This window comes from Pseudarthrobacter sp. PS3-L1, assembly GCF_030063285.1.
GTDB lineage: Bacteria > Actinomycetota > Actinomycetes > Actinomycetales > Micrococcaceae > Arthrobacter.
Window position 1 is genome coordinate 391,177 of record NZ_JASISU010000003.1, and the last position, 24,504, is coordinate 415,680.

Genomic DNA, 24,504 nt, shown 5'->3' on the forward strand with positions numbered 1-24,504 from the left:
CACCATGAATCATCCACACCGCTGGATCAGCACACTGGCTCTTTCGACCCTGCTCCTCTCTGGCTGTGCCGCGGCAACAGGAGCCACCACCGCAGCCCCAGGAAACGAGGCCGGTACCGCCAGCGCCGCTGCTAGTACCCCAGCGGCCGGGGCCAGTCATCACGGCGGGGGATCCACCACAGCCCAGACCACCGCGCAGGGCCCCACCGAAGCGGCGCAAATGGTCTGCGGCGACGAAGTCAAAAAAGACATGGCCACCCGGCTAGGCCTACCCCAAGCCCCCCACAGCATCAGTGACTTCACCGATAAAATCTTCACCTGCACCTACCACCTCACCGAGGGCGACTTCATCATCTCCGTGAAGGAAACCCCCGACCCAACAGCCGCGAAAACCTACTTCGAAGCCCTCCAGGTAGAAGTCCCCAACGCCACCGACATCAAAGGCCTAGAAAACCTCGGCTTCCCCGCCTACAAAAACACCGCAGGATCAGTCGTCTTCCTCAAAGACAACATGATCCTCCACGTCAACGCCACCAACATCACCACACCACTAGGCCCAGAAAAAATCACCCCCGCAGCCTTCGCCTACCAAACCGCCACCACCATCCTCGCCTGCTGGAAAGAACACCCAGAACAAGCCACCCACTAACCCCCACCTCCATAACGTCCAGAGAAAACGTCCAGAAAAATGTGGAAGGGTTGGAGCATGAATGCCAGCCCTACCTTCTCTCCCCCGTGTGGCCCGATCACAGGATGGCAGGACGGAGCCGTCCTCCGAGCTACCGGGATCCCCTACGCGGAAGCAGCGCGGTTCAAGCCGCCGGCGCCACGGCCCGACTGGACCGAAACGTACCCGGCAACCGAACTCTCGCCAGCATGCCCACAGGGTCCTGTGCCATTCCTCGACGAGGTGCTGGGGACGCACTACGGTGAACTTCCGGGCAGCGAGGACTGCCAGAGACTCTCCATCACCATGCCTGGTGACCTTCAGGACGGCGAGCGCCTGCCCGTCATGGTGTGGCTCCATGGCGGCTCCTACACCACGGGGTCCGGAGACCTGGCGATTTTCAAGCCCAATGCGCTGGTGAGTGAAAATCGTGTCGTCGTCGTCTCGGTCACCTACCGTCTTGGACTTTTTGGCTACCTGGGCACGTCCCAGGGACGCCCGGCTAACCTGGGTCTCTTGGACCAGCTTGAGGCGTTCCGCTGGGTCCAGCGGAACATTGCGGCGTTCGGCGGAGATCCAGGCTGTGTGACGGCGTTTGGACAATCAGCCGGTGGTGACGCCGTGGCCCACCTGATGGCAATCCCGGAGGCCCCCAAGCTATTTCAACGGGCCATCATACAAAGCGCTCCTCTGGGGATCACCCGCGGGAGGGCAAAAATGAATGCTGCAATGGCTGTGGCGGCAGAAGCTGTCACCGAAGACACCCCGATGCTCGAAGTAGTGGAGCGCGAAGCCCAGGTCACCCACACTGCCCGGCGCTTCGGCCTGCTGGCTGCCATGCCCTTCGGAATCCAGTATGGCCATGCGCCACTCCCCCCGGAAGAAGATATCGATGCTGCCTGGGACGCCACCGCGCCCGGGATTCAGGTGCTGATTGGCCATACGTCGGAGGAATCCCGGCTTTTCCTGCCCCGCAACAAGGTCTTGGGCCACGTGGCAAAGGTTCCCGTCCTTGGCCCCCTCGCTGTTAAGGCTGTGGACCGCATCATCACGGAGGCAGTTTACGGCCGCGCGTCACGCGCGTTCGCCAAGCGCCACGCGAAGGCAGGCGGCAGGGCCAACAGGTACATGCTGTCCTGGAGTGCACCCGGGAATATTTACGGCGCCGCGCACACAGTGGACCTTCCACTACTCCTGGGCGACGAAGATACTTGGCGTGGTGCGGGCCTGCTTGAGGGTGCGACCTGGGCAGAGATTAACGCCACCGGATACCTGATGCGCAACGTCTGGGCCAGCTTTGCCCGCAACGGCACCCTGGGTGGACCAGCAGGAGTTCCTGGGACACTCAAGCTCCGGGCCCCCTGAGTGCGGACAGTAGGGGTAGACCTCGCGGCCGCCACGAAGAAGACAGCAGCTGCTGCCGTGGAGTGGACTGACGGCCGTGCGCGCCTTGTGCATCTGGAGTTGGAGGTCACGGACCAGGACATTGTTGACCTTTTCGCTGGGGCTGCCATGACTGGGATTGACTGCCCGGTGGGATGGCCTGATGCATTCCTGCCGTTCATCACCGGACACCTCACCGGAGATCCGCAGCACGTCCTGGATCATGACGGCATTGCCGGACGCCGCTTGCTGGCCTATCGCGAAACGGACAGGTTTGTTACGGCGCAGACCAAGCTCATCCCTTTGAGTGTCTCGGCCGACAGGCTGGCACACCCGGCCATGCGGTGTGCAGTCATCCAGGCGAAAATTGCCCAGGACCACCAGCGCCAACCCCGCGATGGATCCGGACGGCTGGCGGAGGTCTACCCAGCTGCTTCCCTCAAGATTTGGGGGCTGACAGCGCGTGGCTACAAGGGACGCGGCGTGGACGAAGCCGGGCGACTGGCAGCCCTGGTAACCGCGCTGGAGTCACTGGCGCCATGGCTGGACCTCAACGGACACCAGAGCAAGCTCCGGGCCTCCGATGATCTCTTTGACGCCGTCGTAGCGGCCCTGGCAGCCCGCGCCGTAGCCCTTGGAATCACCCTCCGGCCAGACGAACATCACGCAGGTCCAGCACTGACCGAAGGCTGGATCCACCTGCCCACCGGCACTCTTGACGACCTCAGATAATGCCTGGATCTACCCCTTGCCCGATCCCTGCCACCGGGTAATGTTGTCCCAGAATGTTCACACTGACCATCAACCAAACGGATAGCAGACGCGATGGCGACTGCGTGCCGCAGCTCCTGAAAGACCTGCGGCACATTCCTGCGCGCCTGGATTTTGACCGGTCCGTGGAAGATGAAGTGCAGGGCATCGTGGACTCCCCGGACCAGGCCGTGGACGTGGCGCTGGTTGCCCTGCGCAGTGGAAACTGGTTTGTGGGCCTTGGAGTTGGACCAGTCAACGAGCCACTGCCGAACCAGATCAAGGACGCTTCCGGGCACGGCCTCGTTTATGCCCGCCGCGCTGTCGACCGGCTACGCAGCGGCAGGGACCGCATCCCGGTTGCCGTCGAGGGCCCGCTTCCTGACATTGCCTCAGAATCGGAGGCTGTATTGCGGCTGCTTGGGCACATCGTCAGTTCCCGTAGCTCAGCCGAATGGCGAGTCCTTGACCTCCTAACTCCGGGTGTCCGCGGGCAGCAGAAGTTTGTTGCGCAGGAGTTGGGCATCACGGCGCAGGCCGTCAGCAAGGCAATGTCCCGGGCGCAATGGGCAGAAGAACACGCCGCGAGGCCTGCAGCAGCACGGCTGCTTTCCCTCATCCTTGAGGTTCGCTGACCGTCGAGGGCTCCGTGGCGGGCTCGCTACCGCGGTCCGTGGCGTACACAGTAGGATTGGCAACACCCTGACATGCGCGTGCCCGCCCTGCCAGGCCAACAAGCACTGACTCCACCGCCTCATCCAGCGAAAGGACTGCCCATGCTCTCGCGCGGCTTCCTTCGCCTGGCCAGGACAGCGTTGGTGACGGCGTTGATCATCGGGTTCGCGGCTGGCGGTCACCGGATTGCCGGCGGAGTCCTCCCGCACCCGGCAATCGTTGCGGCCCTGTGCTCCCTCACGCTCCTGCCCGTCATGCTGGCCACACGGCGTAGGCTCTCCTTCACAGTGCTGACTGCACTGTTGGGCGGCGGACAGTATTTCCTGCACTGGGCCTTTACAGCACTCTCGGTCTCCATGCCTCAGCCAGCGCAGTCGCTAGCCGGCCACGCGGGCCTTGGGCACGCGGGGAGTCACGACGTCGGCCCGGCGACATTCGCGGCGCTGGGCACCGCCCTGGGGGTAGCTCCGCCGTCGCACGGCCATCACCAGATGTTCGCCGCCCATGCCCTGGCGACAGTGGCCACGGCGTTACTGCTGGCGTTCGGCGAGCGTGCACTGTGGACAATGGCGGCCTGGCTCCGTCCCCTCGTAGACCTGCCACGCCCCGCCCCTCTTCTTGCGACGCCCACCTCGGTTCCGGCGCTGATTGAAGCGGCCCCGCGGCGTCGTAGGGTCCTGCTGTCCCTACCTGCCTGGCGTGGTCCCCCGGACGCACTGGCCGCCCCCTGACCACCCACATCGCGAAGTACTGCGCAGGGATGGCGGGCCGGCCAGTTTTCAGCTGACCCTCCCAATACTTTCCTGACTGCTTTGCGAAAGGCTCTTCCGCCATGACTTCTTCACGTCGCCGCGCCCTCATGGGCTCCTCTGCCGCACTCCTCGCTGCAGGCCTGCTGGGACTTACCGCGCCCGCTGCCTCCGCCCACGTCCGGGTGGTACCTGCGAACCCGGTCGCAGGGGGCTACAGCCAGCTCACCTTTTCCGTTCCCAACGAGTCCGCCACGGCCAAGACAAACTCCATTGAGGTAAGTCTGCCCACCGAGACTCCTCTGACGTCCGTCTCGGTGCGCCCCATGGACGGCTGGACAGCAACTGTGACCACCAGCGATTTGCCGGCGCCTGTAACCATGAACGGCGCCACCATCACCAAGGCCCCGAGCTCCGTCAAGTGGACAGCAGACGAAGCCCATCAGATCGGGCCGAACGAATACCAGCAGTTTGCAATTTCCGTAGGTGTCCTGCCCGACGCCGGAACCACCCTGGTGCTGCCGACCGTCCAGACCTACACAGACGGTGAAGTTGCAACGTGGGACGAAGCAGCCGTTGAAGGACAGCCGGAACCGGAGAACCCAGCACCCTCTTTTGTCACCGAAGCTGCAGCACCCACAGCGGCCGAGCCTGCGGCCACACCTGAGTCCAGTAACAAAACCGGCACACCAGCAGTTGCCTGGTGGGGACTTGCCGCAGGCCTTGTGGGCCTCGGCGCCGGTATCACTGCGCTGATCCGCAGCAGGCCGGCAACCGCCGCGCCGCGCTCCACCGGCAAGTAGGGACAACTCGCGTGTCCGTCCTCATCCCTCCACGCGATTTAGGACAGCACGGCCCAGCCGCTGGACCGACACCGGCACCATCCGCCGGCTCGGGCTGGTTCCGCGCGTTCCTGCTGCGCCTGCACTTCTACGCCGGAATCCTTGCTGCGCCGTTCCTGCTTGTTGCTGCCGTCTCCGGTGGTCTCTATGCCATGACCCCCCAGCTGGAAAAGGCGTTGTACCCCACGGAGCTGCACGTCCCCGCCGTTACGCAGCCGCTTTCCCTTGCAGAGCAGGTCTCTGCGGCGGTGGTTGCTGCAGAAGGCGCAACGCCGGTAAAGGTTAGGCCGGCGCCAGGTCCGGAAGACACAACGAGGGTACTCTTCGCTGACCCCACGCTGGGTGAATCTCAACTGCGGACCGTCTTCGTCAATCCGGAAACAGCCGAGATCCGTGGGGACCTGCCAACGTACGGCAGCAGCGGATCCCTGCCGCTGCGGACCTGGATTTCAACCCTGCACCGTTCCCTGCATCTTGGTGAGGCTGGCCGCATCTACAGTGAGCTGGCCGCATCATGGCTCTGGGTTGTTGCCCTGGGCGGTTTTGCTCTCTGGATCGATCGGCTCCTGCGCCGCCGGGGACCAAGGGCTCAGGCCACTGGCCTGGGCAGCGGCACGAGCGCGACAGGGTCCCCGGCAAACAATCCGGCTCCCGGTGCCGGAGTGAGCGCTACGGGCACAAAGGGCAAACAACGCACCGGCAGGGCCCGCATGGCCTGGCTCCACGGAACACTGGGAACAGTACTTCTGGTGGGTTTCATGTTCCTTTCGGCCACGGGGCTTTCTTGGTCCGCCCAGGCTGGCGGAAACATTGGCACACTGCGCAGCGTGATGGGCTGGGAAACACCTGTGGTCTCCACCTCGCTTTCCGGCGCAGCGGCCCAATCAGGCGCGCACGCTGGTCACGGCGGGAGCACTGCCGCTGCAGTGGAGGCAACTGCAACGCCTGCGGAATTTGATACCGTCCTGGGCGCAGCGAGGGCCAGCATCATCAGCTCGCCCATGGTGGACATCAGGCCACCGGCTTCTGCGGGCAAGGCCTGGACCTTCACGGAAGTAGGCCGGCAATGGCCCGCAACGGCAAGCGTCGTGGCAGTCGATGGCACCACCGGTGAGATTACCAGCACCGCAGACTTCAGCGAGTTTGGCCTGATGGCAAAGCTGACCAACTGGACTATTGCGGCCCACATGGGCATCTTGTTTGGCCTGGCCAACCAATTGGTGCTCCTAGGAGTCGCCGCCGGCCTGGCTGTGATGGTGGTCCTGGGTTACATGATGTGGTGGAAGCGCAGGCCCATCCGCGGCAGTTCGTGGGCCTTGGGCCGTCCCGCCCCGCGCGGCGCGTTCCGCCGGGGTAGCTGGCTGGGCATCCTGGCCGTCATTACCGTCATGGTGGGGCTGGGCTTCGCGCTGCCGCTCCTGGGCTGGTCGCTCCTGATCTTCCTGGGCATTGACCTGGCCATCGGTTTCGTAAAATCACGACGCCGGAGGGCATCCAGCATCGCCGTTTGACTGGTCATCGCAGCACCGGAAGCTGAACTACCAGGCAGCCGGACAGCCACCTCGTGTGGCTGTCCGGCTGCCTTCTTCTTTGTGGCTACAGGAGACCGCGCAACACCACGGCGGCGCCGTCGTCGTATACCGAGTGCGTAACTTCGTCGGCGGCATCAACTACTTCCTGCGGAGCCTGGCCCATGGCCACACCGCGGCCCGCCCAGGCAAGCATCTCAATGTCATTACGGCCATCCCCCAAGGCCACCGTGTGCCTGGGATGAATTCCGAGCCTTGCGCGGAGATCCTCCAGTGCGCTGGCCTTTGTCACGCCAGCAGCAGCAATGTCCAGCCATGCTGTCCACCCCACAGAGTAGGTGACGCCGGAAAGCCCAATCTCGGTGATGACCTGGGTGAACTCTTCAGGCGTGTTGTCCGCGCTGAAGACGACCACCCGGACGGCGACGGCGTCCAGCAGGGTTGCAAAGTCCACTCCGATGGCCTCGACGCCAAAGCTGGCATCTTCAAAGCGCTCGGTGGCCAGGAAGTTACCCTCGCCGTCCTCGAGGGCGTACTTGGCGTTTGGCAGCTTCTCCCGGAGGGCGCGGAGGGCAGGCGCGGGGTCAAAAGTGGATTTGCTGATGATCTCATAGCCATCCGGGAGCGTCCGGTCCAGGCGGAGGGTTACGCCGCCATTGCAGCAGACGGCATACCCGCGTTCAACCCCGATCTTCTCAATAATGGGCAACGTCGCATTTAGTGAACGGCCGGTGGCAATCATGACCTCATGGCCTGCGGCAACCACTGCCTGCGCCGCCTCACGGACAGCGTCGCTCATGACGCCGTCGTGGTCCACCAGGGTCCCGTCAACGTCCAATGCCACCAGAAGCGTCTGGGTCCCGCGCCGGTCGTCGATGCCGGAGACTGTGTATTCAGTCGAAATAGTCATTGATCCAGTATCGCAACGGCGCACGCATATCGCCTAGGATCCAGGCCACAGGCTCCGTTAACTTGCGGTAAATATTCACAGGCTGCCCACACTGTGAATATTTACCTTTGCTGGTTATCCACAGAGCCGCAACGTTTGGCAGAGGCTCAGCGGCAGAAACAGCAACGGCCGCCGCCCCCTTTAGCGGGTGCGGCGGCCGTGTGGGTCCCGTCCGGGTGGGATCACAGGACCGGGAAAACCTCCAGGCCACCCAGGTATTTCTGCAGGGCCCTGGGCACGTTGACCGATCCGTCCGGGTTCTGGTGGTGCTCAAGAATTGCCACGATCCAGCGGGTGGTGGCGAGCGTACCGTTCAACGTTGCCACGGCACGGGTTCCCTTGGTGACGCCCTCGGTAGTGGTCACGCGTTCACGGATGTTCAGGCGCCGGGCCTGGAACGTAGTGCAATTGGATGCAGAGGTGAGTTCGCGGTAGGCGCCCTGCGTGGGAACCCAGGCCTCACAGTCGAACTTGCGGGCTGCGGACATCCCCAGATCGCCAGCAGCGGTTTCAATCACGCGGTAGGGCAGCTCGCACTTGGCCAGCATCTCCTCTTCCCAGGCCAGCAGTCGGGAGTGCTCGGCGGCCGCTTCCTCAACAGTGGTGTAGACAAACATTTCCACTTTGTTGAACTGGTGTACGCGGATGATTCCGCGGGTGTCCTTACCGTGCGAGCCAGCCTCCCTGCGGAAACAGGAACTCTGGCCGGCAAAACGGATAGGCCCTGCGGACAGGTCGAGGATCTCATCGGCATGGTAGCCAGCCAGCGCCACTTCCGAGGTACCCACAAGATATAGGTCATCCTCGGCAAGGCGGTAGATCTCGGCGTCGTGCTTAATATCAAAGCCAGTTCCCTGCATGGTCTCCGGCCGCACCAGCGTGGGCGTGATCATGGGGACGAAGCCGGCATCAATAGCCTGCTCCATGGCCATCTGCAGCAGTGCCATTTCCAGCCGCGCGCCAACGCCACGAAGGAAATAGAACCTCGAACCCGATACTTTGGCGCCGCGTTCCATGTCGATCGCGCCGATAAGTTCACCGATTTCCAGGTGGTCCCGCGCAGTGAAGTCGGTGAACTCACGCGGCGTGCCCACTGTCTTGAGGACCACAAAGTCATCCTCCCCGCCCGCTGGAACATTGTCCTCAACCAGGTTGGGGACCGAACGCAGCAGGTCTTCCTGCCTCGCCTGCGCACCATCTGCCTCGGTGGAGGCGGCCTTCACAGAATTTGCCAGCTCACGGACCTCGGCCAGCAGCGCCTGCTTTTCGTCACCCTTGGCCTGTGCCACCCGTTTCCCATAAACGTTCTGCTCGGCCCGGAGGTTCTCGTAACGGATCAGGGCAGCCTTCCGATCCGAATCTGCGGAGATGATCGAGTCCACCACTGATTCGTCGGCGCCGCGGGCGCGCTGGCTGGCACGGAACTTGTCCGGATTTTCGCTGAGTTCTTTTACATCGATCACCCGCCAAGCCTATCGAATCCCTGGCACTGCCACTGCTGCCCGCATGTTGTTACGCCCCGCAGGATACTGTTGGAACACCATGGGAGATTGGCTGCTGTACCTTCTGATCGCTGGGGGCGTGGCATTTGCCGCCACCAGCTGGTGGGGAGTGCGCAGGCTACGGGCCCTGCACATCCGCAGTGCCGTCCAGGAGGACCCCCATGATCCCGGGGTGGGCAAGCAGCGTGTGGCAGTGATCATCAACCCCATCAAGAACCGGTCCCACGAGGCGAGGGCTCTTATCCAGCGGGCCTGCCTGTCGGCTGGCTGGGACGAACCGACGTTTTTTGAGACTACTGCCCTTGATCCCGGCCATTCCCAGGCGAAGGCAGCCCTGGACTCTGGCGCAGATCTGGTCCTGGTGGGCGGTGGCGACGGCACAGTGCGCGTGGTGGCAGAAACCCTGGCCCACTCTGGCGTTGCCATGGGGCTCATTCCGCTCGGTACGGGAAACCTGTTGGCTCGCAACGTGGACTTGGACGTCCATGATCTGTACGGCAGCGTCACCACAGCGCTCTTTGGCCGCCAGCGCTTCATCGATACCGCCACCATCACCATTGAGAACAGTCAGACTGGTGAGTCGTCGAGGCACGCGTTCCTGGTGATTGCCGGTATTGGGCTCGACGCCGAGGTATTGGCCGACACCAATGATGACCTCAAGAAACGCGTTGGCTGGCTGGCGTACACAGAGGCTGGCGTCCGGCATCTTCCTGGCCGCCGGAAACGGGTGCGGATATCCCTCGACGGCGAACCAGGTCAAAGCAGGAAGATCCGTAGTGTCCTCTTCGCAAACTGCGGCCTGATTCCCGGTGGGATAGATTTCCTGCCGCAGGCCATGGTGGATGACGGAATGCTGGACGTTGTAGTGATGAGCCCGCGCAGCATCATCGGCTGGCTCGCCATGTACGGAAAAATTGTCCTGCGCAGCGCCGGAAGCCTGCCCTTCATGACCGTGTACCGTTCGCGAAGCATCAGCATCGAATGTGCAGAGCCCATGCCGGTCCAGCTGGACGGAGATACGGCTGGGCAGGCCACCAGGGTGGCTGTCGAAGTATCACCCAGATCGCTGCTGGTCCGGGTCAAGGGGACCAGGACCAACGCCACCGAGGTCAGCGGTACCGCGTTCGACACCGCTGCGCTGGCCGCCAATCGCGTTAACGGCGAAACCGGCCAGCCGTTCCACAGCTGACCGGTTTCCAGATGTTGGCTACTTGCTCTCGGTCTCCGCAGAGTCCTTTGCGGCTTCGCGGGCCTCTGACTGCTCACGGATGAGCGCCTGTTCTTCTTCGAAACGCAGGCGGTCGGCACGGTCAGCCTCGTCGCCGTCCCATTCCTTGTTTTCGCCGGTCGACTTAGGGTTAACGATCATTCCCTGGCCGTCGTTGTCTTCAGTACTCATATCAGGCACCTGCTTCGTCGTCGTTGGGGTTCACCCACGTGTGAATAAGTAAGCATACGCACAATCTCCGCTGTGGCTGTGCCAGCGCTTAGACACGCCGCGGACGCGTTGACACCAGGAGCTAGAGCACCAAGGGCTTCAACCCGTTGTCGGAGACCAGCGGCTTGCCTACTTCCAGCCACTGATCCATGCCGCCAGCCACGTTGGTGGCGGAGTAGCCCTGCCCTGCCAGCCACTGTGTGGCACGCAGCGAGCGCCCACCGGTCCGGCAGATGACAAACAGATCCTGGTCCGGGTCCAGCTCGCCAAGGCGCTCGGGCAGCTGATCCAGGGGGATGTGCCGCGCGCCCTCGGCGTGGCCGGCAACCCACTCGTAGTCCTCACGGACATCGAGCACCGCTGCGCCCTCGGGAACGGCAGTTACGGAAACAGTCTCAAAATCGCTCATGGAAGTCCTCTTCTCTCACCACATCCGGGCATTAAACTCCAGCGTAGCGCCCGAGCCCACAGGAGAGACAGTGCAGGTCCGGGCCAGGAGTCTTGCCGCGCTAGGCTTCTGGGAACAGCCTCGTGCCGGCTGCACGCCCGCGGAGGTGGGCAGCGACAGAAGGGGCGATGTTCCAGACTGCACACGCATCACCGAAAGGGTTCAGCCGTGCCAGCTTCCCAACCCACCATCCTGGCTACCTCCGGTGTATACGGCCCAGGCAGCCGGACCCGCCCAGAGTTCAACTCCCTGGTGCACCACGCCGTCGAACTTTCCGGCGTGACTGGCCGCGCCCCGCGGGTTGCCGGGTTCACTTTCAGCCACCTGAACCTCTTTCCGATGCCCACCATTGCGGATCCGGAGGCCCCTCTGCTGGAACAGGACGTGGTGTGGGTCGACGGCGTGGGGCTGGTCTATCACGGAACGACCCTTGTGGAAGCGGTCACCGAGGTCCGCGGGAAGGGCGCCTACCGCGTCACACGGGAGGCCGCGGACCACTCCTGCTCCGAAGAGCGGTTGGAGACCCGCTTCCTTGGCTGATCCAATGCCCAACTCGTTACCCAAATCCCCCGTAGCTGCCGCAACGGATAGCGCAGGCATTAGTTCTCTTTCCGCCGTTCGGTTGTGCGCTGCCCTACGGTCCGGCGAAATCTCCGCAAGGGAAACCACTGCGCATTTCCTGGACCGAATCACGGCGTCCAACACCGCCCTTGGGGCCTTCGTGAGCGTCAGCGCCGAGCACGCCCTGACAGCAGCTGCCGAAGCAGACGCCAGGTGGGCCCGTTGGAACTCGCTGACCGACAGCGCGCCGGAAACCAATACCGGGCCCCGTGGGCTTCCCCTGCTGCACGGCATGCCCACGGCATTCAAAGACCTGACAGATGTTGCAGGCATGCCCACAACCCACGGGAGCGCAGCCCTGGAGCACCGCCCGGCAGTCGTGGACAGTCCACTAGCTGCCGGCCTGCGGGCAGCAGGGGTCATCTCCCTGGGCAAGACGCAGGTTCCTGAATTTGGCCTGACCGCCTATAGCGAAAATGCCGTGGCGGCACCGTCACGCAATCCATACTCCCTGCAGCGCAGCTCCGGCGGTTCCTCGGGCGGGAGTGCGGCGGCCGTTGCCGCAGGGCTGCTTCCGTTCGCTCCGGGATCCGATGGCGGCGGCTCCGTCAGGATCCCTGCGGCAGCATGCGGGCTCATCGGACTCAAACCGGGCCGGGGAGTACTTCCTGGCGCCAACCCTGCCGGAGACCCTGCACAGCTGGTGGTCAACGGCCCGCTTGCGCATACTGCCGCGGACGCGGCTCTTCTCCTCGATGCACTGATGTCCTCCCCCACAGCCCCAGACCGGCGGCGCCAGCATTTTTTGGCCTCTGTGGACAGGGCACCGCAGAGGCTGCGGATCGGCGTCACGCTGGACAATCCATGGACGTCTGCCTACCCCATCGAGGTTGAGCCAGCAGCGCAGGACGCCCTCGGCGCGGGCATTGCCCTGCTTGAGCACGCCGGCCATGCAGTCGAAGAAACGCGGATTACCTACGATCCCCGCTATCCGGAAACCTTCACCACGGTGTGGACTGCCGACGTCGGGACCGCACGGATAGCACCCCACCAGGAACCATCCCTCATGCCCCTGACCCGGGTGTTCCGGCGTCGGGCGCAGCGGCGCAGTATGGAAATCCTGGAGCAATCCTTGGCCGTTCTTCAGCAGTTTGAGCGTGACACTGTTGCCCAGTACGGAAAATGGGACCTGATCCTGACACCGTCGCTGGCGCAGACTCCACGCCCCATCGGCTGGTTTACCGGGCTGGGCGCCCTGGGCGAGATCGATCCGGCGGACCTTGACCACGTGGCCGACGACGACTATCGGCGGCAATGCCAATACGCCCCGTGGTCCTCCCTGATCAACGTGTGCGGGCTGCCTGCGATCACGGTGCCAGTGCACTGGACCGGCGGTGCCGCGGGGCGCGGGCTGCCCATGGGCATACAGCTGGTGGGAAGGCCAGGCGCGGAAGCACTCCTGCTGCAGGTTGCTGCGCACCTGGGTTTCTAGCCACGGCCACCTTCTGCGAACGTGACAATACCGGGGCACACTGTCAGCATTAACTAAATGAGCAAACCTCATTTATCTGATTCCGCCGCCGCAACCCAGGGCGACACCTCCTTTTTTGGCCAACCAAAGATGCTGGCCAGCCTCTTCTCCGTAGAAATGTGGGAGCGCTTCTCCTTCTACGGCATGCAGGGCATCCTGCTCTACTACATGTACTTCACGGCGTCCCAGGGCGGCCTGGACATTGACCAGGGCCTGGCTGCAAGCCTGGTGGGCGCCTACGGCGGCGGCGTCTACCTTTCCACCATCCTTGGCGCATGGCTGGCCGACAGGCTGTTCGGGTCAGAACGCGTGCTCTTCGGCTCGGCGATCATGATCATGGCTGGCCACATAGCCCTTGCCCTTATCCCCGGCATTCCGGGCCTGATCACCGGCCTGCTGCTGGTGGCAGTGGGCTCCGGTGGCCTCAAGGCAAACGCCACCGCCCTGGTGGGCACCCTGTACAAAGAGAATGACGAGCGCCGCGACGCCGGCTTTTCCATCTTTTACATGGGAATCAACCTCGGTGGCCTGATTGGCCCCCTGGTGACAGGCTTCCTCCAGGAGAGCCAGGGCTTTCACTGGGGCTTTGGTGCGGCGGCGATCGGCATGGCCATAGGTTTGGGCATTTATGCCATGAACCGCAAGAGGCTGCCCGAAGCAGCGCACCACATTGCCAACCCCCTGCCTGCAAAAGACCGCCTCAAATACGGCGCTATCTTCGCCGCCATTGTTGTGGCCATTGCAGCGCTACTGGTAACCGGAGTGGTCAATGCAGAAAACCTCGCGCTGAGCATGGCCTATGCCGCCATCGCGGCGTCGGTGCTGTATTTTGCCCTGATTTTCAGCAGCAACAAGGTGGACGGCACTGAACGCCAGCGCGTGGTCGCCTTCATTCCCCTCTACATCGCCTCAGCAGCGTTCTGGGCCCTCTTCCAGCAGCAATTCACCTTTATCGCCGTGTATTCGCAGGAGAAGCTGGACCGTAACCTGTTTGGGTGGGAGATGCCGGCAGCCTGGGTGCAGTCCATCAACCCGGTCTTCATCATCATCTTCGCCGGCGTCATGGCAGCTCTCTGGACCAGGCTCGGCCACCGACAGCCCGGGTCGGCCCTGAAGTTTGCCATTGGCCTGTTCGTGATGGGCCTGGCGTTCCTGGCCTTCATCCCGCTGGCAGGCGACGCAAAAACCCCGCTGCTCGCCCTGGTCGGCATCCTGTTCCTGTTCACGCTCGCCGAACTGTTCCTCTCTCCTATCGGGCTCTCAGTGACCACCAAATTGGCACCCAAGGCCTTCCAGACACAAATGGTGGCACTGTTCTTCCTCTCGGTATCGCTAGGAACCACGCTCGCCGGCATCCTGGCCGGACTCTATAACCCGGAAAACGAGCTCCCGTACTTCATCGGTATCGGCGGTACAGCCATGCTGCTGGCCTTGGGTATGGCAGCAGCTTCACCAGCCATCAGGAAGCGCATGGGCGGCGTCCGTTGAGCCAATGACGCGGCGCCCCGGGCGGGGCCCTGTCGGAGTGACGCAGCACAGCAACCGGAGGTACTCCACACCATGGATTTTCAGAACCTACTCGATGACATCGCGGGCACCGTAGCAGCGTCCCCGCCCCGTGGCGAAGTGGCCGCCTACATTCCGCAACTGGGTGCGGTGAATCCCGATCAGTTCGGCATCGCCGTGGTCACAGGGGAAGGCGAGGTCTTTTCGGCTGGTGATGCCAACGTGCCGTTCTCGATCCAGAGCATTTCAAAGGTTTTCGCCCTTGCGCTGGTGCTTGCCACTGACGGCGACGGCGTATGGCAGCGCGTATTCCGGGAGCCCTCAGGCAACCCGTTCAACTCGCTGGTCCAGCTTGAACAAGAAGCCGGGATACCACGCAACCCCTTTATCAACGCTGGTGCACTGGTGGTGACGGACAGGCTCCTGAGCGTGACGGGCGATGCCGCCGGGACCGTGTTGGACCTCATGCGCCAGGAGAGCGGCAACCCGGGTGTGGGAGTGGATCCGGTGGTCGCCGAATCAGAACACCTGCACAGCAGCCGCAACGCTTCCTTGGCGTATTTCCTTGCCAGTTGCGGAAACCTGGAGAACCCGGTGCCAGATGTCCTGGATAACTACATCAGACAGTGTTCGCTGGCCATGAGCTGCGTGGACCTGGCACTTGCCAGCCGATTCCTGGCCAGCAACGGGGTACGGGTGGACGGCACGGCGCTGCTGTCCTCTTCACAGACCAAAAGGATCAACGCCGTCATGCTCACCTGCGGAACCTATGACGCAGCGGGCGAGTTCGCCTACCGGGTGGGCCTGCCCGGGAAGAGCGGAGTCGGCGGTGGGATCGTGGCTGTGGTTCCCAACAACCTCACAGTGGTGGTCTGGAGTCCTGGACTGGGACGCTCCGGAAACTCTGTGTCCGGCCTCAATGCGCTCGATGAATTCACAACCCGCACGGGGTTGTCCATTTTCTGAGCACAGCTGGGAATTTGCTGTCGCAGGTATGCTCCGACCCGCAGGAAAGTGCTCAGACGGACTGTGATCCGGATGTTCCATATCCGGTGTCCGAGAAAAATGTGGCGAAGAAAATAATCATCACCAGCCACAGCAGTCCATACCCAACAAAACACAGGTAGCCAAGGACCAGTCCCGTGATGGACATGCCCTTGCCTGCTGGCTCCCGACGGAGCCCAAGGTGGCCTGCGATGACGGCGGCGATCTGTGGAATCATGAATGCCCCAAAGAACAGTGAGACTAGGCCCAGCACAAGGCTGACAATGCTCAGCGTCCTGGGCTGGGGCGCTGTACCCCTTCCTCCGTAAGGTCCGGCGCCATAGTATCCCGGACCTGGCTGGGCTGCAGAGGAATTCTGGCCGTAGCCGGCAGGCGGACCATACTGCGGGTAGGGCCCCGGCACCGAAGGGGTGCCAGCGGAATAACCGCCCGTGGCATAAAAGTCGCCGGAACTGGAATCCTGACCGGACCCACCGTTCGTGTACCGGTCCCAGGCAGGAGCTGCTGTGTCGCCCCGGGCCGCAGGGATATAAGGCGGCGGCTCGTACCCTACCGGCCGTCCGGCGCCATCCTTGCCGGAGGCAGTGGCGTCTCCGCCCTCCCAGGCATCACTGTTTCCACTGGGCTGATCGGTCATGGGCTCCCCTGATATAGCGATTTCTTCAAGCGTACCGCCGGCGTATCCGCGATGGTTGGCAGGATCCCACAGGACCAAATTCTGGACTGACAGTTCTGCACGGCCCATCGTCTGGCATGCTGGTCCCATGGCTAGCCGCGCGGGCACAGTTGCCCAACCCCAGGACCTTGTAGATATCACCGCTTTGCTTGACGCGTATTACGACGTCTCGCCAGACCTCAGCGACGCCGGACAGCGGGTAGCCTTCGGCACGTCCGGCCACCGCGGATCGAGCCTGAAGGCGTCCTTCAACGAAAAACACATCGTCGCAATTACCCAGGCGATCGTTGAATACCGGGCCGGGCAGGGCATTACCGGGCCGCTGTACCTCGCCAAGGACACCCACGCGCTCAGCGAGCCTGCACAGAACACGGCCCTTGAGGTCCTGGCAGCCAACGGCGTCACAGTCCTGGTAGATGCCCGGCACGGCTACACCCCCACACCGGCCCTCAGCCACGCCATCCTGACCCACAACAGGAATGCTGGCCCGGGGGCTCCGCAGGCCGATGGAATTGTTGTCACGCCCAGCCACAACCCACCCGGCGACGGCGGCTTCAAGTACAACCCGCCGCACGGTGGGCCTGCAGATTCGGACGCCACAGGCTGGATCGCCAACCGGGCCAACGAACTGCTCGAAGCGGACCTGCGCGGAATCAGGCGGCTTCCATTGGCCGATGCCATGGCTGCGGAGACTACCGGCAAATTCGATTTCCTGAGCAGCTACGTGGACGACCTGCCTTCCGTCCTGAACCTCGATGCCATCCGCGAAGCGGGCATCCGGATCGGGGCTGACCCCATGGGCGGCGCAGCAGTGGACTACTGGGGCGAGATCGGCGAGCGCCACCACCTGAACCTGACAGTCGTCAACCCCACCGTGGATCCCCAGTGGGCTTTCATGACCCTGGACTGGGACGAGAAGATCCGAATGGACTGCTCCTCACCGTCAGCCATGGCTTCCCTGATAGCGAGGATGTCCGACGGCGCCGCTTTCGACATCGCTACGGGCAATGACGCCGATGCCGACAGGCACGGGATCGTTACGCCCATGGTGGACGGTCACGGCGGACTAATGAACCCCAACCACTACCTGGCCGTGGCGATCGACTACCTGTACCGCAACCGCAGTGGCTGGAACCCCGATTCCGTGGTGGGCAAGACCCTTGTGTCCTCCTCCATGATTGACCGTGTGGCGCACAGCCTGGGCCGCAAGCTGGTGGAGGTTCCGGTGGGCTTCAAGTGGTTTGTTCCGGGCCTGCTTTCCGGCGAGGGTGCCTTCGGTGGCGAGGAATCAGCTGGCGCCTCATTCAACAAACTCGATGGCAGCGTTTGGACCACGGACAAGGATGGCATCCTCCTGGCGCTTCTTGCCTCGGAGATTACTGCCGTCACGGGGCAGTCTCCGTCCCAGCTCTACCGCGGTCTCACTGACCAGTTCGGTGACCCTGTCTACGCAAGGATTGACGCTGCAGCCACGCGGGATCAGAAGTCGGCGCTGGCCAAACTTTCGTCCTCGGATGTCACTGCCACCGAACTGGCCGGCGAGACCATCAAGGCCAAGCTGACGGAGGCTCCGGGGAACGGCGCAGCCATCGGCGGGCTCAAGGTTGTGACCGAAAATGCCTGGTTCGCAGCGCGGCCCTCGGGCACGGAAGACGTCTACAAGATCTACGCCGAGTCATTCAAGGGCTCGGACCACCTCAGGCAGGTCCAGGCCGAGGCCAAGGCACTGGTGGACGGCGTTATCGCCTAGGTCCCCTAAGGCACTAAAAACACCTCATGCACCCGTAAAACACAGGGCGCATGAGGTGTTTTTTTCGTCGCAGGAGTGGCGTCAGACAGTACGGACAACATCCTGGTAGGCAAACTTGGGCTTTGATTCGCCCCAGGCATCGGTACCTGCCTGGCCGATGTTGATGACCAAAAAGCTCTTCTGGTCCCCGGCGGGGAAGAAGGACGCGTCGATTGCGGAGAAGTCGGCGCCCGTCATTGGTCCGGCCGAGAGGCCGAGCGTGCGCACGGCCAGGATGAAGTAGCCAGCCTGCAGGTGGGCGTTGTTGTTGCCTGCAGCAGCTGCCATCTCGGGGGCTGCGTCATACATGGCCTTGGGTGCGTTGTATTCCGGCATGAACTCATCCCAGCGTCCTGCCCAGTCAGTGTCGTAGCTGAGGATAGCTACCAGCGGAGCTGCTGCAGTCTTGGCGCGGTTGCCAGCCATGAGGCCTGCTGCCAGCTTCTCGCGGGCTGCTTCCGAGCGGACGTACGTCACGCGCAGCGGCTGGGAGTTGAAGGCCGTCGGGCCAAACTTGGTGAGTTCGTAGATAGCCTGCGCCTGGGCCTCCGTGACGTCACCGGTAAAAGTATTGGCCGTGCGCGCCTCGGTAAAAATGGTATCGACGGCTGCGGCGTCTACTGTTGCCTCATCGTGGGCAATGGTCATGGTGGAACCTTTCGCTGAGCCGAGCTGGTCCGGCTGTGGGATGATCGCTTTCTTGTTAGTTGCAACTTCAAGTACTTTTGCATTCTTCCCACCCTGGGTGTGATCCTGCTCACCCCCGGCCGCAGGTGGCGGTGCACGCCACCACTGTAAAGTTGCATCCGATCCCCGCGCCCCACGCCAGCTCGCCGTAGAAGCCTCCGGCCGCGGCGCCACCTTTCGAAAGGCACGTCCCATGAGCATGCTCGGAACCAAATGGACCCTGCACGGCAATGGCAAGTCAGTCCAGCCCGGCAAAGTCGTAGCCCCCGGCGAACGACTTTCCTGGCCCCTGACCATTGGAATTGGCATGCAGCACGTCGTTGCCATGTTCGGTGCCACATTCCTTGTTCCCATCATCACCGGCATGCCGCCAGCAACCACCCTGCTTTTCTCGGGAATCGGAACCATTCTGTTCCTGGTCATCACCCGCGGCCTGGTTCCCAGCTACCTAGGCTCCAGCTTTGCCTTCATTGCCCCCATTGCGGCCTCCCAGGCGCAATACGGCATTCCCGGCGCCCTGGGCGGCGTGGTGATGGCCGGCGTCGTCCTGGCAGCAATCGGTGCGGTGGTCCAAAAATTCGGCGCAGGGTGGATTAACAGGCTCATGCCTCCCATCGTGACCGGTGCAATTGTCGCGTTGATCGGGCTGAACCTGGCACCGGCCGCCAAGGCAAACTTCGATGCCGCACCAATCACAGCACTGGTCACGCTTGTCACCATCATCCTTGTAAGCGTCCTCTTCCGGGGCATCCTGGGCCGCCTCAGCATCCTTGTCGGTGTCGTCGTCGGCTACCTCGTCGCCATGCTGCGTGGCGAGGTCGACTACGCAAAGATGGATGCGGCATCCTGGATTGGCCTCCCACCGTTCCAGACCCCGGAATTCCACCTCGGAGTCATCGGCCTCTTTGTCCCAGTGGTACTGGTGCTGGTCGCCGAAAACGTCGGCCACGTGAAGTCCGTTGCGGCCATGACAGGACAGAACCTCGACGGCGTCTCCGGCCGTGCACTGATGGCCGACGGTGCCGCGACGGTGCTGGCCGGCCTTGGCGGTGGCAGCGGCACCACCACGTATGCAGAGAATATCGGTGTCATGGCAGCCACCAAGGTCTACTCCACAGCCGCCTACTGGGTAGCCGGAATCTTTGCAATACTCCTGAGCTTCTCGCCCAAGTTCGGCGAACTGATCGCAACAGTTCCGGCGGGAGTGCTGGGAGGCGCGGCCACCATGCTCTACGGCATGATCGGCGTTTTGGGTGTGAAGATCTGGGTCCAGAACAAAGTCAACTTCGCCAATTCGATCAACCTCACCACCGCTGCCGTGGCGCTCATCATCGGCATTGCCGACTACACCTGGGTCATCGGTGATCTCACGTTCACCGGCATAGCGCTGGGCTCAGCCGCCGCCCTGCTGATCTACCACGGTATGAAGGCGATCGCCCGACTGCGCGGCACAGTAACCGAACCAGAGACCGAGGAGGGCACCGTCCAATCGGTGTGACATAGATCACCCGTGATAGTCCGTGACGAATTGTCCTCCCGGTGCGTCTTATGTATGAACCGGCAAACAGCCGGATGCAACGGATATCAGGAGAATGCAGATGACCTCGCAGCCACAGTCAACATCTTCCACAACGGAACACCCCACCACCGCCACCCCCACTGACGTGGCCAAGATCCAGTCCTCGGACAAGCCTGGCGAACGCGGCCAGACCACCGTGGTGGACAGCGTCGTTGCCAAGGTCGCTGGCATTGCCACACAGAACATTCCGGGCGTCTACGCACTGGGCGGCGGCGCAACGCGCGCACTGGGTGCAGTCCGCGAGGCAGTTGGCCAGAAAGACCTAGCACAGGGAATCAGCGTTGAGGTCGGCCAGACCCAGGTAGCTGTTGATGTGACACTGGTGGCCGAATACCCGCACCCGCTCCAGAAAGTAGCGGACGACGTCCGCAGCGCCATCTTCGAGTCCATCGAGGGACTGGTGGGCATGGAGGTCACGGAAGTCAACATCACCATCACCGACATCCACATTCCGTCAGCCGACGATGACAAGGATGACGAGAAGGAAGAAGCCCCCAAGGAGGCCCGCGTCTCATGAGTCCCACAGTTGCAGGCACCGCAGCCGGTGCAGTCCTGGCATTCGCAGCCCTGGCGTTCGGATTCTGGGGATTCCTCCTGATGGCGATCTTCATGGGCCTCGGCGCAGTCCTTGGCCGCAGCGCCGAAGGGAAGCTTGACCTCGGCGGCGTCGTGGATGCACTCCGCGGCAAGCGCTCCTCGTCATGACCGCGCACGCACTCCCGGCTGGTCCGCATTCATCGCGTGGCCCGGAGTTCGTGGCGGCAGGACATACCCGGATTACCGCAAACGCCATGTCGAAGGCTGTCACAGCAGTGGCCGCGCAGGCGCTGGCGGTCCCGGTCGCCGCCATTAAAGTCTCCCTGGATGATGACAACGGAAAGTTGGCTGCCAGTCTTACGGCGCCACTGGCCGTTCCCACCCTGGAGGAGCTTGTTTCAGACCCGGAGGTCCTGGCGTCCAGCGGTGGATCGATATTTGATCGGGCATCCGAGGCCCGGCGCAGAATATCCGCTGGCATCACAGCCATTACCGGATCGGACGTCGGCCGTGTCGATATAAGAATCTCCGGAGTCCATCACGCACGAAAGCAGGTGAAATTGCAGTGAGCAGACAGTCCACAGCAGATGCTCCCTACGCTGGCCGCATAGTCCGTCGTGAGACACATTCGTCCCGGGCCGTCCCTGCCACCATCACGGCGATCCTGCTTCTGGCGGCCGTTGCCTGGGCCGGAGTGGAAATTCTTCTTTCCCTTCTGGAGAGCGATCCACTTCTCGTTTCGCCGGCAGCAGCTGAATCATGGCTCCTCGGCTTACCTGATGCGACGCTCCAGGCGGGCCTCGCAGCAGCGGGAATTGGTCTTGGCATCATCGGCTTGGTCTTTCTTGGCCTCGCCGTGTCGCCTGGCCGCAAAGGCAAACACGCCCTGGCCAGCGACCGCAGCGCCGTGGTCGCCGACGATCGAGTCATCGCCTCGGCAATCTCCCGGCAGGCAAGCCTTGCCGCAGGGCTCTCCCCTGACCAGGTGGTCACCACCATCGGTACCCGGACGGTGGAGGTCACCCTTCACCCCAGTACTGGCAGGCCAGCGGACCGGGCCCCGGTCCTGGACGCCATAGCGCAGGAACTTGACAGGTATCAGTTGAAACCAGCACCCAAAACGAAAGTGCGCATCACCGAGAAAGGAGCGTTGGGAGTATGACCTCCACACATCGCGGCCTCAACAGGCTGCTGCTCGGACTCGTGGGACTGGTCATTCTGGCCGTTGGCGCAGCCGTGACTGCAACAGCGCTCCTTCCAGGCGGCGCCACCACCTGGAAGGACGTGACAGGTCAGGCGTCCGAAAGCGCCCACTCCGCGCTGGACAGCACCCCCCTGCCCGATGGGCAGACCAGCTGGTGGAGCGTCGGGATTCTTGCCGCTGGGTTGATCCTGATCATCCTCCTGGCTGCCTGGATTTTCTCCCAGGGCGGCGGAAAGACTCATCGAATTCTCCGGGAGAAGGATTCCTCCGATGCCGAAGGCAGTACCACCGTCGACACCGGCTTCGCGGCCGAAGCGATCAAGACTGCGCTGAAGGAGGACCCCAGAATCCTCGGAACCAGTGTCTCCAGCTGGGATATCAAAGGAACTGATGGACTCAAAATTTCCATCCAAGCTCGAAGGGGCGCTTCACCGGCGGACATCACCACCACTGTGGAACGGCTACTCGGCGGGCTGGACTCCCTCCTAGGGAAGACGGTTCCGGTCCTGATCTACATTGGGTCGGGAACCCGCACCAATCTGGCCAGAGCGCAGCGCACCCTCTAGGCACTTTCACCAGGCACCCCCCCGGGAACAGTCAGCTAAGGAATTTTTCCAAGGCTTCACCAAAAGCACCATCCACCGATGCAGTACCCACTCGAAAGGAATTCACTATGGGAATCGACGACAAAGCAGAAAACGCCACCAACAAGCACCTGGGCAAGGCCAAAGAGGCTTTTGGCGACGCGACAGGTAACGACGATCTCAGGGCCGAGGGCCAGGCGGACCAGGCCAAAGGCCACGTCGGCGAAGCTGCAGAAAAGGCAAAGGACGTTGCTGGCGATATTGGCAGCAACCTCAAGGCCGCGGCACAGAAGATCAAGGAAGGCTTCTCCAACAAGTAGCCCCCAACACGACAACGACGCCGGTACTGCACAGTGTGCAGTACCGGCGTCGTTGTCGCTGCGCCACCCGGGCCCCCGGCTGCTTGAGGTCCCGGCTGGCTCTCATCCAGGGCGGGCATTGACCACGCCGCATGTCATCATGCAATCAGTAGTCGATCAATGCTCCTGTCCCTGGTGGCTGGTGCACCGAACCGGGCCGGGACTAGTCCTGGGTTTCGGGAACGGCGGCGCCGGGCTCAGTCGTTCCGGTGTTGTTCTCGTCAAGTTCAGCGTCGGCGGAGGGCACATCGACGTCGTCTTCCGCGCCGAATTCCGCTTCCTGGGCTGGCGCCTCGAACCCGGCGTCCTCGCTCTCATTTTCCGAAAGGCGCTGGTCATCGGTGCCGCCGAAAGTTCCAGCCCCTGGCTCGCCGGAGCTGTCGGCGTCCTCTCCACCAAAGTGGCTCAGGTTGGGCGAGCCGGTCTCGTAGATCTCACCATCGGGACTGTTCTGGTTCAGTCCAGCCGCATCAAAGTCTTCTTCATCGCGAGGCTGGGCAAACTGCTTTTTATCCACGCCCGCTGATTCCTGCTCAGCTGTGGGTGTGCCGTAGCCGCCGGCTTCTTCTTCGGGCACTGAATGCTGCTGATCGCTCATTATTCCTCCTGTGCTGGACCTGCATGGATAAAAACTCGAGTCATAAGCAAACTTATCAAACGATTCTCCATCATGCAGGCCCCGGGGATCCAGCGGGACGCCGGGAGCGCCCCGCTGGTCACCATGCAGAAGGAACGGGTGTGATGATGGAGCCTAACTCAGCTGTTCCGGGTCCTGGCTCGCACCACAACCACTGTTCCCAGCGCAGCAACACCAAGCGCACCCAAGGCAACAGGAAGAACGACGCCGGGCGCCGCGGCTGGGCCGACCGCCACGCCTGTGTCGACTCCACCCATGGGAAGCATCGTCAACTGCCCGCGGACCGCACCGGGAACGAACGCTGAGGTATGGGTATCAGCGGCGAAACCCGCCGGGTTGGCTTCGATCTGCTTCAGCGTGAAACCTTCACCAGTGTCCTTGCCGTTGTCGCCCATGAGCCCGGTAGTGAACGGTCCCTGCATGCAGCCTGAGCTGGTTGCCGTGCCCTCCCCTTCCGGATTGGGGAAGGCCAGCCGCGGTGGACCGCTCTCACCCTTGGCTGCCTCGTGGAGGTGGGTCGAGGTTTTTGCCTTGCTCTGATACGGCGCTGTCACATTGTTCAGGGTGATGTCGTAGCAGACCACATCGAGGTCCGAATTGATCATGAGGTTGAATGTGCCAGTTGCGCCCGGTTGTCCTGGCGCCAACGCCCCATCAGGACCCACCACCTGATCCGGTGTTGCAGCCGCGCTGAAAGCACTGGTGAAAGAGTCGGGACGGTCCACAGTGGTCTCGGCCGACGCTGGCGATGCCACCATCACGGCCAGCAGGGTGGCAGCCCCGGCAGCTCCAGAGAATGTGGCGACCCGTGCTTTGATGCTCGTTTTCATGGTGTCCCTTTCAATGCGCGGCTCCGTGAATCGGTGCCGCCTCGTGAAGGTATACTCGCGTTTTGGCCCCAGCGTTCATGGTCAGTT

28 protein-coding genes are annotated in these 24,504 nt (G+C 62.8%); 20 read left to right on the forward strand and 8 right to left on the reverse strand.

Annotation, left to right across the window (positions count from 1 at the left end; genetic code table 11):
* Positions 1-4: 4 nt before the first annotated feature.
* From QMG79_RS09710 to QMG79_RS09740, 7 genes are all read left to right on the forward strand, one after another.
* Positions 5-649, forward strand: coding sequence for a hypothetical protein (locus QMG79_RS09710; RefSeq protein WP_283537267.1), 645 nt, complete (start codon positions 5-7; stop codon positions 647-649).
* Between the two features lie 57 nt (positions 650-706).
* Positions 707-2,032, forward strand: coding sequence for a carboxylesterase family protein (locus QMG79_RS09715; RefSeq protein WP_283538383.1), 1,326 nt, complete (start codon positions 707-709; stop codon positions 2,030-2,032).
* Positions 2,033-2,782 carry a DUF429 domain-containing protein gene (locus QMG79_RS09720; protein WP_283538384.1) on the forward strand — a complete coding sequence of 250 codons (750 nt, stop codon included), beginning with the start codon at positions 2,033-2,035 and terminating at the stop codon, positions 2,780-2,782.
* Between the two features lie 53 nt (positions 2,783-2,835).
* The gene (locus QMG79_RS09725) at positions 2,836-3,435 is read left to right on the forward strand and encodes a hypothetical protein (RefSeq protein WP_283538385.1); all 600 of its coding nucleotides are present in this window, start codon (positions 2,836-2,838) and stop codon (positions 3,433-3,435) included.
* A 141-nt stretch (positions 3,436-3,576) separates the two neighbouring features.
* On the forward strand, positions 3,577-4,206 hold the full coding sequence (locus QMG79_RS09730) for a hypothetical protein (RefSeq protein WP_283538386.1): 630 nt from the start codon (positions 3,577-3,579) through the stop codon (positions 4,204-4,206).
* Between the two features lie 101 nt (positions 4,207-4,307).
* The gene (locus QMG79_RS09735) at positions 4,308-5,027 is read left to right on the forward strand and encodes a YcnI family copper-binding membrane protein (protein ID WP_283538387.1); all 720 of its coding nucleotides are present in this window, start codon (positions 4,308-4,310) and stop codon (positions 5,025-5,027) included.
* An 11-nt stretch (positions 5,028-5,038) separates the two neighbouring features.
* Complete coding sequence (locus tag QMG79_RS09740) at positions 5,039-6,577, forward strand: PepSY-associated TM helix domain-containing protein (RefSeq protein ID WP_283538388.1); 1,539 nt, start codon at positions 5,039-5,041, stop codon at positions 6,575-6,577.
* An 85-nt stretch (positions 6,578-6,662) separates the two neighbouring features.
* On the opposite strand, the gene QMG79_RS09745 is transcribed toward QMG79_RS09740, so the two are convergent.
* Both QMG79_RS09745 and serS read right to left on the reverse strand, forming a co-directional pair.
* Positions 6,663-7,505, reverse strand: a complete 843-nt coding sequence (locus tag QMG79_RS09745) for an HAD family hydrolase (RefSeq protein WP_283538389.1) — start codon at positions 7,503-7,505, stop codon at positions 6,663-6,665.
* A gap of 221 nt (positions 7,506-7,726) precedes the next feature.
* Positions 7,727-9,007: a serine--tRNA ligase gene (gene serS / locus QMG79_RS09750; protein ID WP_283538390.1), complete on the reverse strand. Its 1,281-nt coding sequence runs from the start codon at positions 9,005-9,007 to the stop codon at positions 7,727-7,729.
* A gap of 79 nt (positions 9,008-9,086) precedes the next feature.
* Here serS and QMG79_RS09755 point away from each other — a divergent pair, with 79 nt between their 5' ends.
* Positions 9,087-10,235, forward strand: a complete 1,149-nt coding sequence (locus QMG79_RS09755) for a diacylglycerol/lipid kinase family protein (RefSeq protein ID WP_283538391.1) — start codon at positions 9,087-9,089, stop codon at positions 10,233-10,235.
* A gap of 18 nt (positions 10,236-10,253) precedes the next feature.
* Here QMG79_RS09755 and QMG79_RS09760 read toward each other — a convergent pair whose 3' ends face one another.
* Both QMG79_RS09760 and QMG79_RS09765 read right to left on the reverse strand, forming a co-directional pair.
* A complete protein-coding gene (locus tag QMG79_RS09760; protein ID WP_283538392.1) occupies positions 10,254-10,445 on the reverse strand; it encodes a hypothetical protein in 192 nt (63 codons plus the stop codon).
* A gap of 121 nt (positions 10,446-10,566) precedes the next feature.
* Positions 10,567-10,893 carry a rhodanese-like domain-containing protein gene (locus QMG79_RS09765; protein WP_283538393.1) on the reverse strand — a complete coding sequence of 109 codons (327 nt, stop codon included), beginning with the start codon at positions 10,891-10,893 and terminating at the stop codon, positions 10,567-10,569.
* A gap of 207 nt (positions 10,894-11,100) precedes the next feature.
* Between QMG79_RS09765 and QMG79_RS09770 the strand changes: the two genes are divergently transcribed.
* The 4 genes from QMG79_RS09770 to QMG79_RS09785 all read left to right on the forward strand — a co-directional run bounded on the left by QMG79_RS09770 (position 11,101) and on the right by QMG79_RS09785 (position 15,496).
* Positions 11,101-11,472, forward strand: coding sequence for a type 1 glutamine amidotransferase family protein (locus QMG79_RS09770; RefSeq protein ID WP_283538394.1), 372 nt, complete (start codon positions 11,101-11,103; stop codon positions 11,470-11,472).
* A 4-nt stretch (positions 11,473-11,476) separates the two neighbouring features.
* Positions 11,477-12,985, forward strand: a complete 1,509-nt coding sequence (locus QMG79_RS09775) for an amidase (protein ID WP_283538395.1) — start codon at positions 11,477-11,479, stop codon at positions 12,983-12,985.
* 57 nt (positions 12,986-13,042) lie between these two features.
* Complete coding sequence (locus tag QMG79_RS09780; RefSeq protein ID WP_283538396.1) at positions 13,043-14,512, forward strand: peptide MFS transporter; 1,470 nt, start codon at positions 13,043-13,045, stop codon at positions 14,510-14,512.
* A gap of 72 nt (positions 14,513-14,584) precedes the next feature.
* Positions 14,585-15,496, forward strand: a complete 912-nt coding sequence (locus QMG79_RS09785; RefSeq protein ID WP_283538397.1) for a glutaminase — start codon at positions 14,585-14,587, stop codon at positions 15,494-15,496.
* 52 nt (positions 15,497-15,548) lie between these two features.
* On the opposite strand, the gene QMG79_RS09790 is transcribed toward QMG79_RS09785, so the two are convergent.
* Entirely contained in the window at positions 15,549-16,172 is a 624-nt protein-coding gene (locus QMG79_RS09790; protein WP_283538398.1) for a DUF4190 domain-containing protein, read from the reverse strand.
* Positions 16,173-16,299: 127 nt separating this feature from the next.
* Between QMG79_RS09790 and pgm the strand changes: the two genes are divergently transcribed.
* Positions 16,300-17,961 (forward strand): phosphoglucomutase (alpha-D-glucose-1,6-bisphosphate-dependent), encoded by a 1,662-nt coding sequence (gene pgm / locus QMG79_RS09795; RefSeq protein WP_283538399.1) that lies wholly within the window; start codon positions 16,300-16,302, stop codon positions 17,959-17,961.
* An 81-nt stretch (positions 17,962-18,042) separates the two neighbouring features.
* Here pgm and QMG79_RS09800 read toward each other — a convergent pair whose 3' ends face one another.
* On the reverse strand, positions 18,043-18,648 hold the full coding sequence (locus QMG79_RS09800; protein WP_283538400.1) for a malonic semialdehyde reductase: 606 nt from the start codon (positions 18,646-18,648) through the stop codon (positions 18,043-18,045).
* Between the two features lie 232 nt (positions 18,649-18,880).
* Between QMG79_RS09800 and QMG79_RS09805 the strand changes: the two genes are divergently transcribed.
* The 7 genes from QMG79_RS09805 to QMG79_RS09835 all read left to right on the forward strand — a co-directional run bounded on the left by QMG79_RS09805 (position 18,881) and on the right by QMG79_RS09835 (position 22,911).
* Positions 18,881-20,185: a uracil-xanthine permease family protein gene (locus tag QMG79_RS09805; RefSeq protein WP_283538401.1), complete on the forward strand. Its 1,305-nt coding sequence runs from the start codon at positions 18,881-18,883 to the stop codon at positions 20,183-20,185.
* 100 nt (positions 20,186-20,285) lie between these two features.
* Positions 20,286-20,783 (forward strand): Asp23/Gls24 family envelope stress response protein, encoded by a 498-nt coding sequence (locus QMG79_RS09810; RefSeq protein WP_283538402.1) that lies wholly within the window; start codon positions 20,286-20,288, stop codon positions 20,781-20,783.
* Entirely contained in the window at positions 20,780-20,971 is a 192-nt protein-coding gene (locus QMG79_RS09815) for a DUF2273 domain-containing protein (protein ID WP_283538403.1), read from the forward strand. The genes QMG79_RS09810 and QMG79_RS09815 overlap by 4 nt, the downstream gene beginning before the upstream one ends.
* Positions 20,968-21,372 (forward strand): hypothetical protein, encoded by a 405-nt coding sequence (locus QMG79_RS09820; RefSeq protein ID WP_283538404.1) that lies wholly within the window; start codon positions 20,968-20,970, stop codon positions 21,370-21,372. Before QMG79_RS09815 ends, QMG79_RS09820 begins: the two co-directional genes overlap by 4 nt.
* Positions 21,369-21,965, forward strand: coding sequence for a DUF6286 domain-containing protein (locus QMG79_RS09825; protein ID WP_283538405.1), 597 nt, complete (start codon positions 21,369-21,371; stop codon positions 21,963-21,965). The genes QMG79_RS09820 and QMG79_RS09825 overlap by 4 nt, the downstream gene beginning before the upstream one ends.
* Positions 21,962-22,573 (forward strand): hypothetical protein, encoded by a 612-nt coding sequence (locus QMG79_RS09830; RefSeq protein ID WP_283538406.1) that lies wholly within the window; start codon positions 21,962-21,964, stop codon positions 22,571-22,573. The genes QMG79_RS09825 and QMG79_RS09830 overlap by 4 nt, the downstream gene beginning before the upstream one ends.
* A 107-nt stretch (positions 22,574-22,680) precedes the next feature.
* On the forward strand, positions 22,681-22,911 hold the full coding sequence (locus QMG79_RS09835; RefSeq protein ID WP_283538407.1) for a CsbD family protein: 231 nt from the start codon (positions 22,681-22,683) through the stop codon (positions 22,909-22,911).
* 202 nt (positions 22,912-23,113) lie between these two features.
* On the opposite strand, the gene QMG79_RS09840 is transcribed toward QMG79_RS09835, so the two are convergent.
* Both QMG79_RS09840 and QMG79_RS09845 read right to left on the reverse strand, forming a co-directional pair.
* Complete coding sequence (locus QMG79_RS09840) at positions 23,114-23,548, reverse strand: hypothetical protein (RefSeq protein ID WP_283538408.1); 435 nt, start codon at positions 23,546-23,548, stop codon at positions 23,114-23,116.
* Positions 23,549-23,706: 158 nt separating this feature from the next.
* Positions 23,707-24,417 carry a CHRD domain-containing protein gene (locus QMG79_RS09845; protein WP_283538409.1) on the reverse strand — a complete coding sequence of 237 codons (711 nt, stop codon included), beginning with the start codon at positions 24,415-24,417 and terminating at the stop codon, positions 23,707-23,709.
* Positions 24,418-24,504 lie beyond the last annotated feature (87 nt).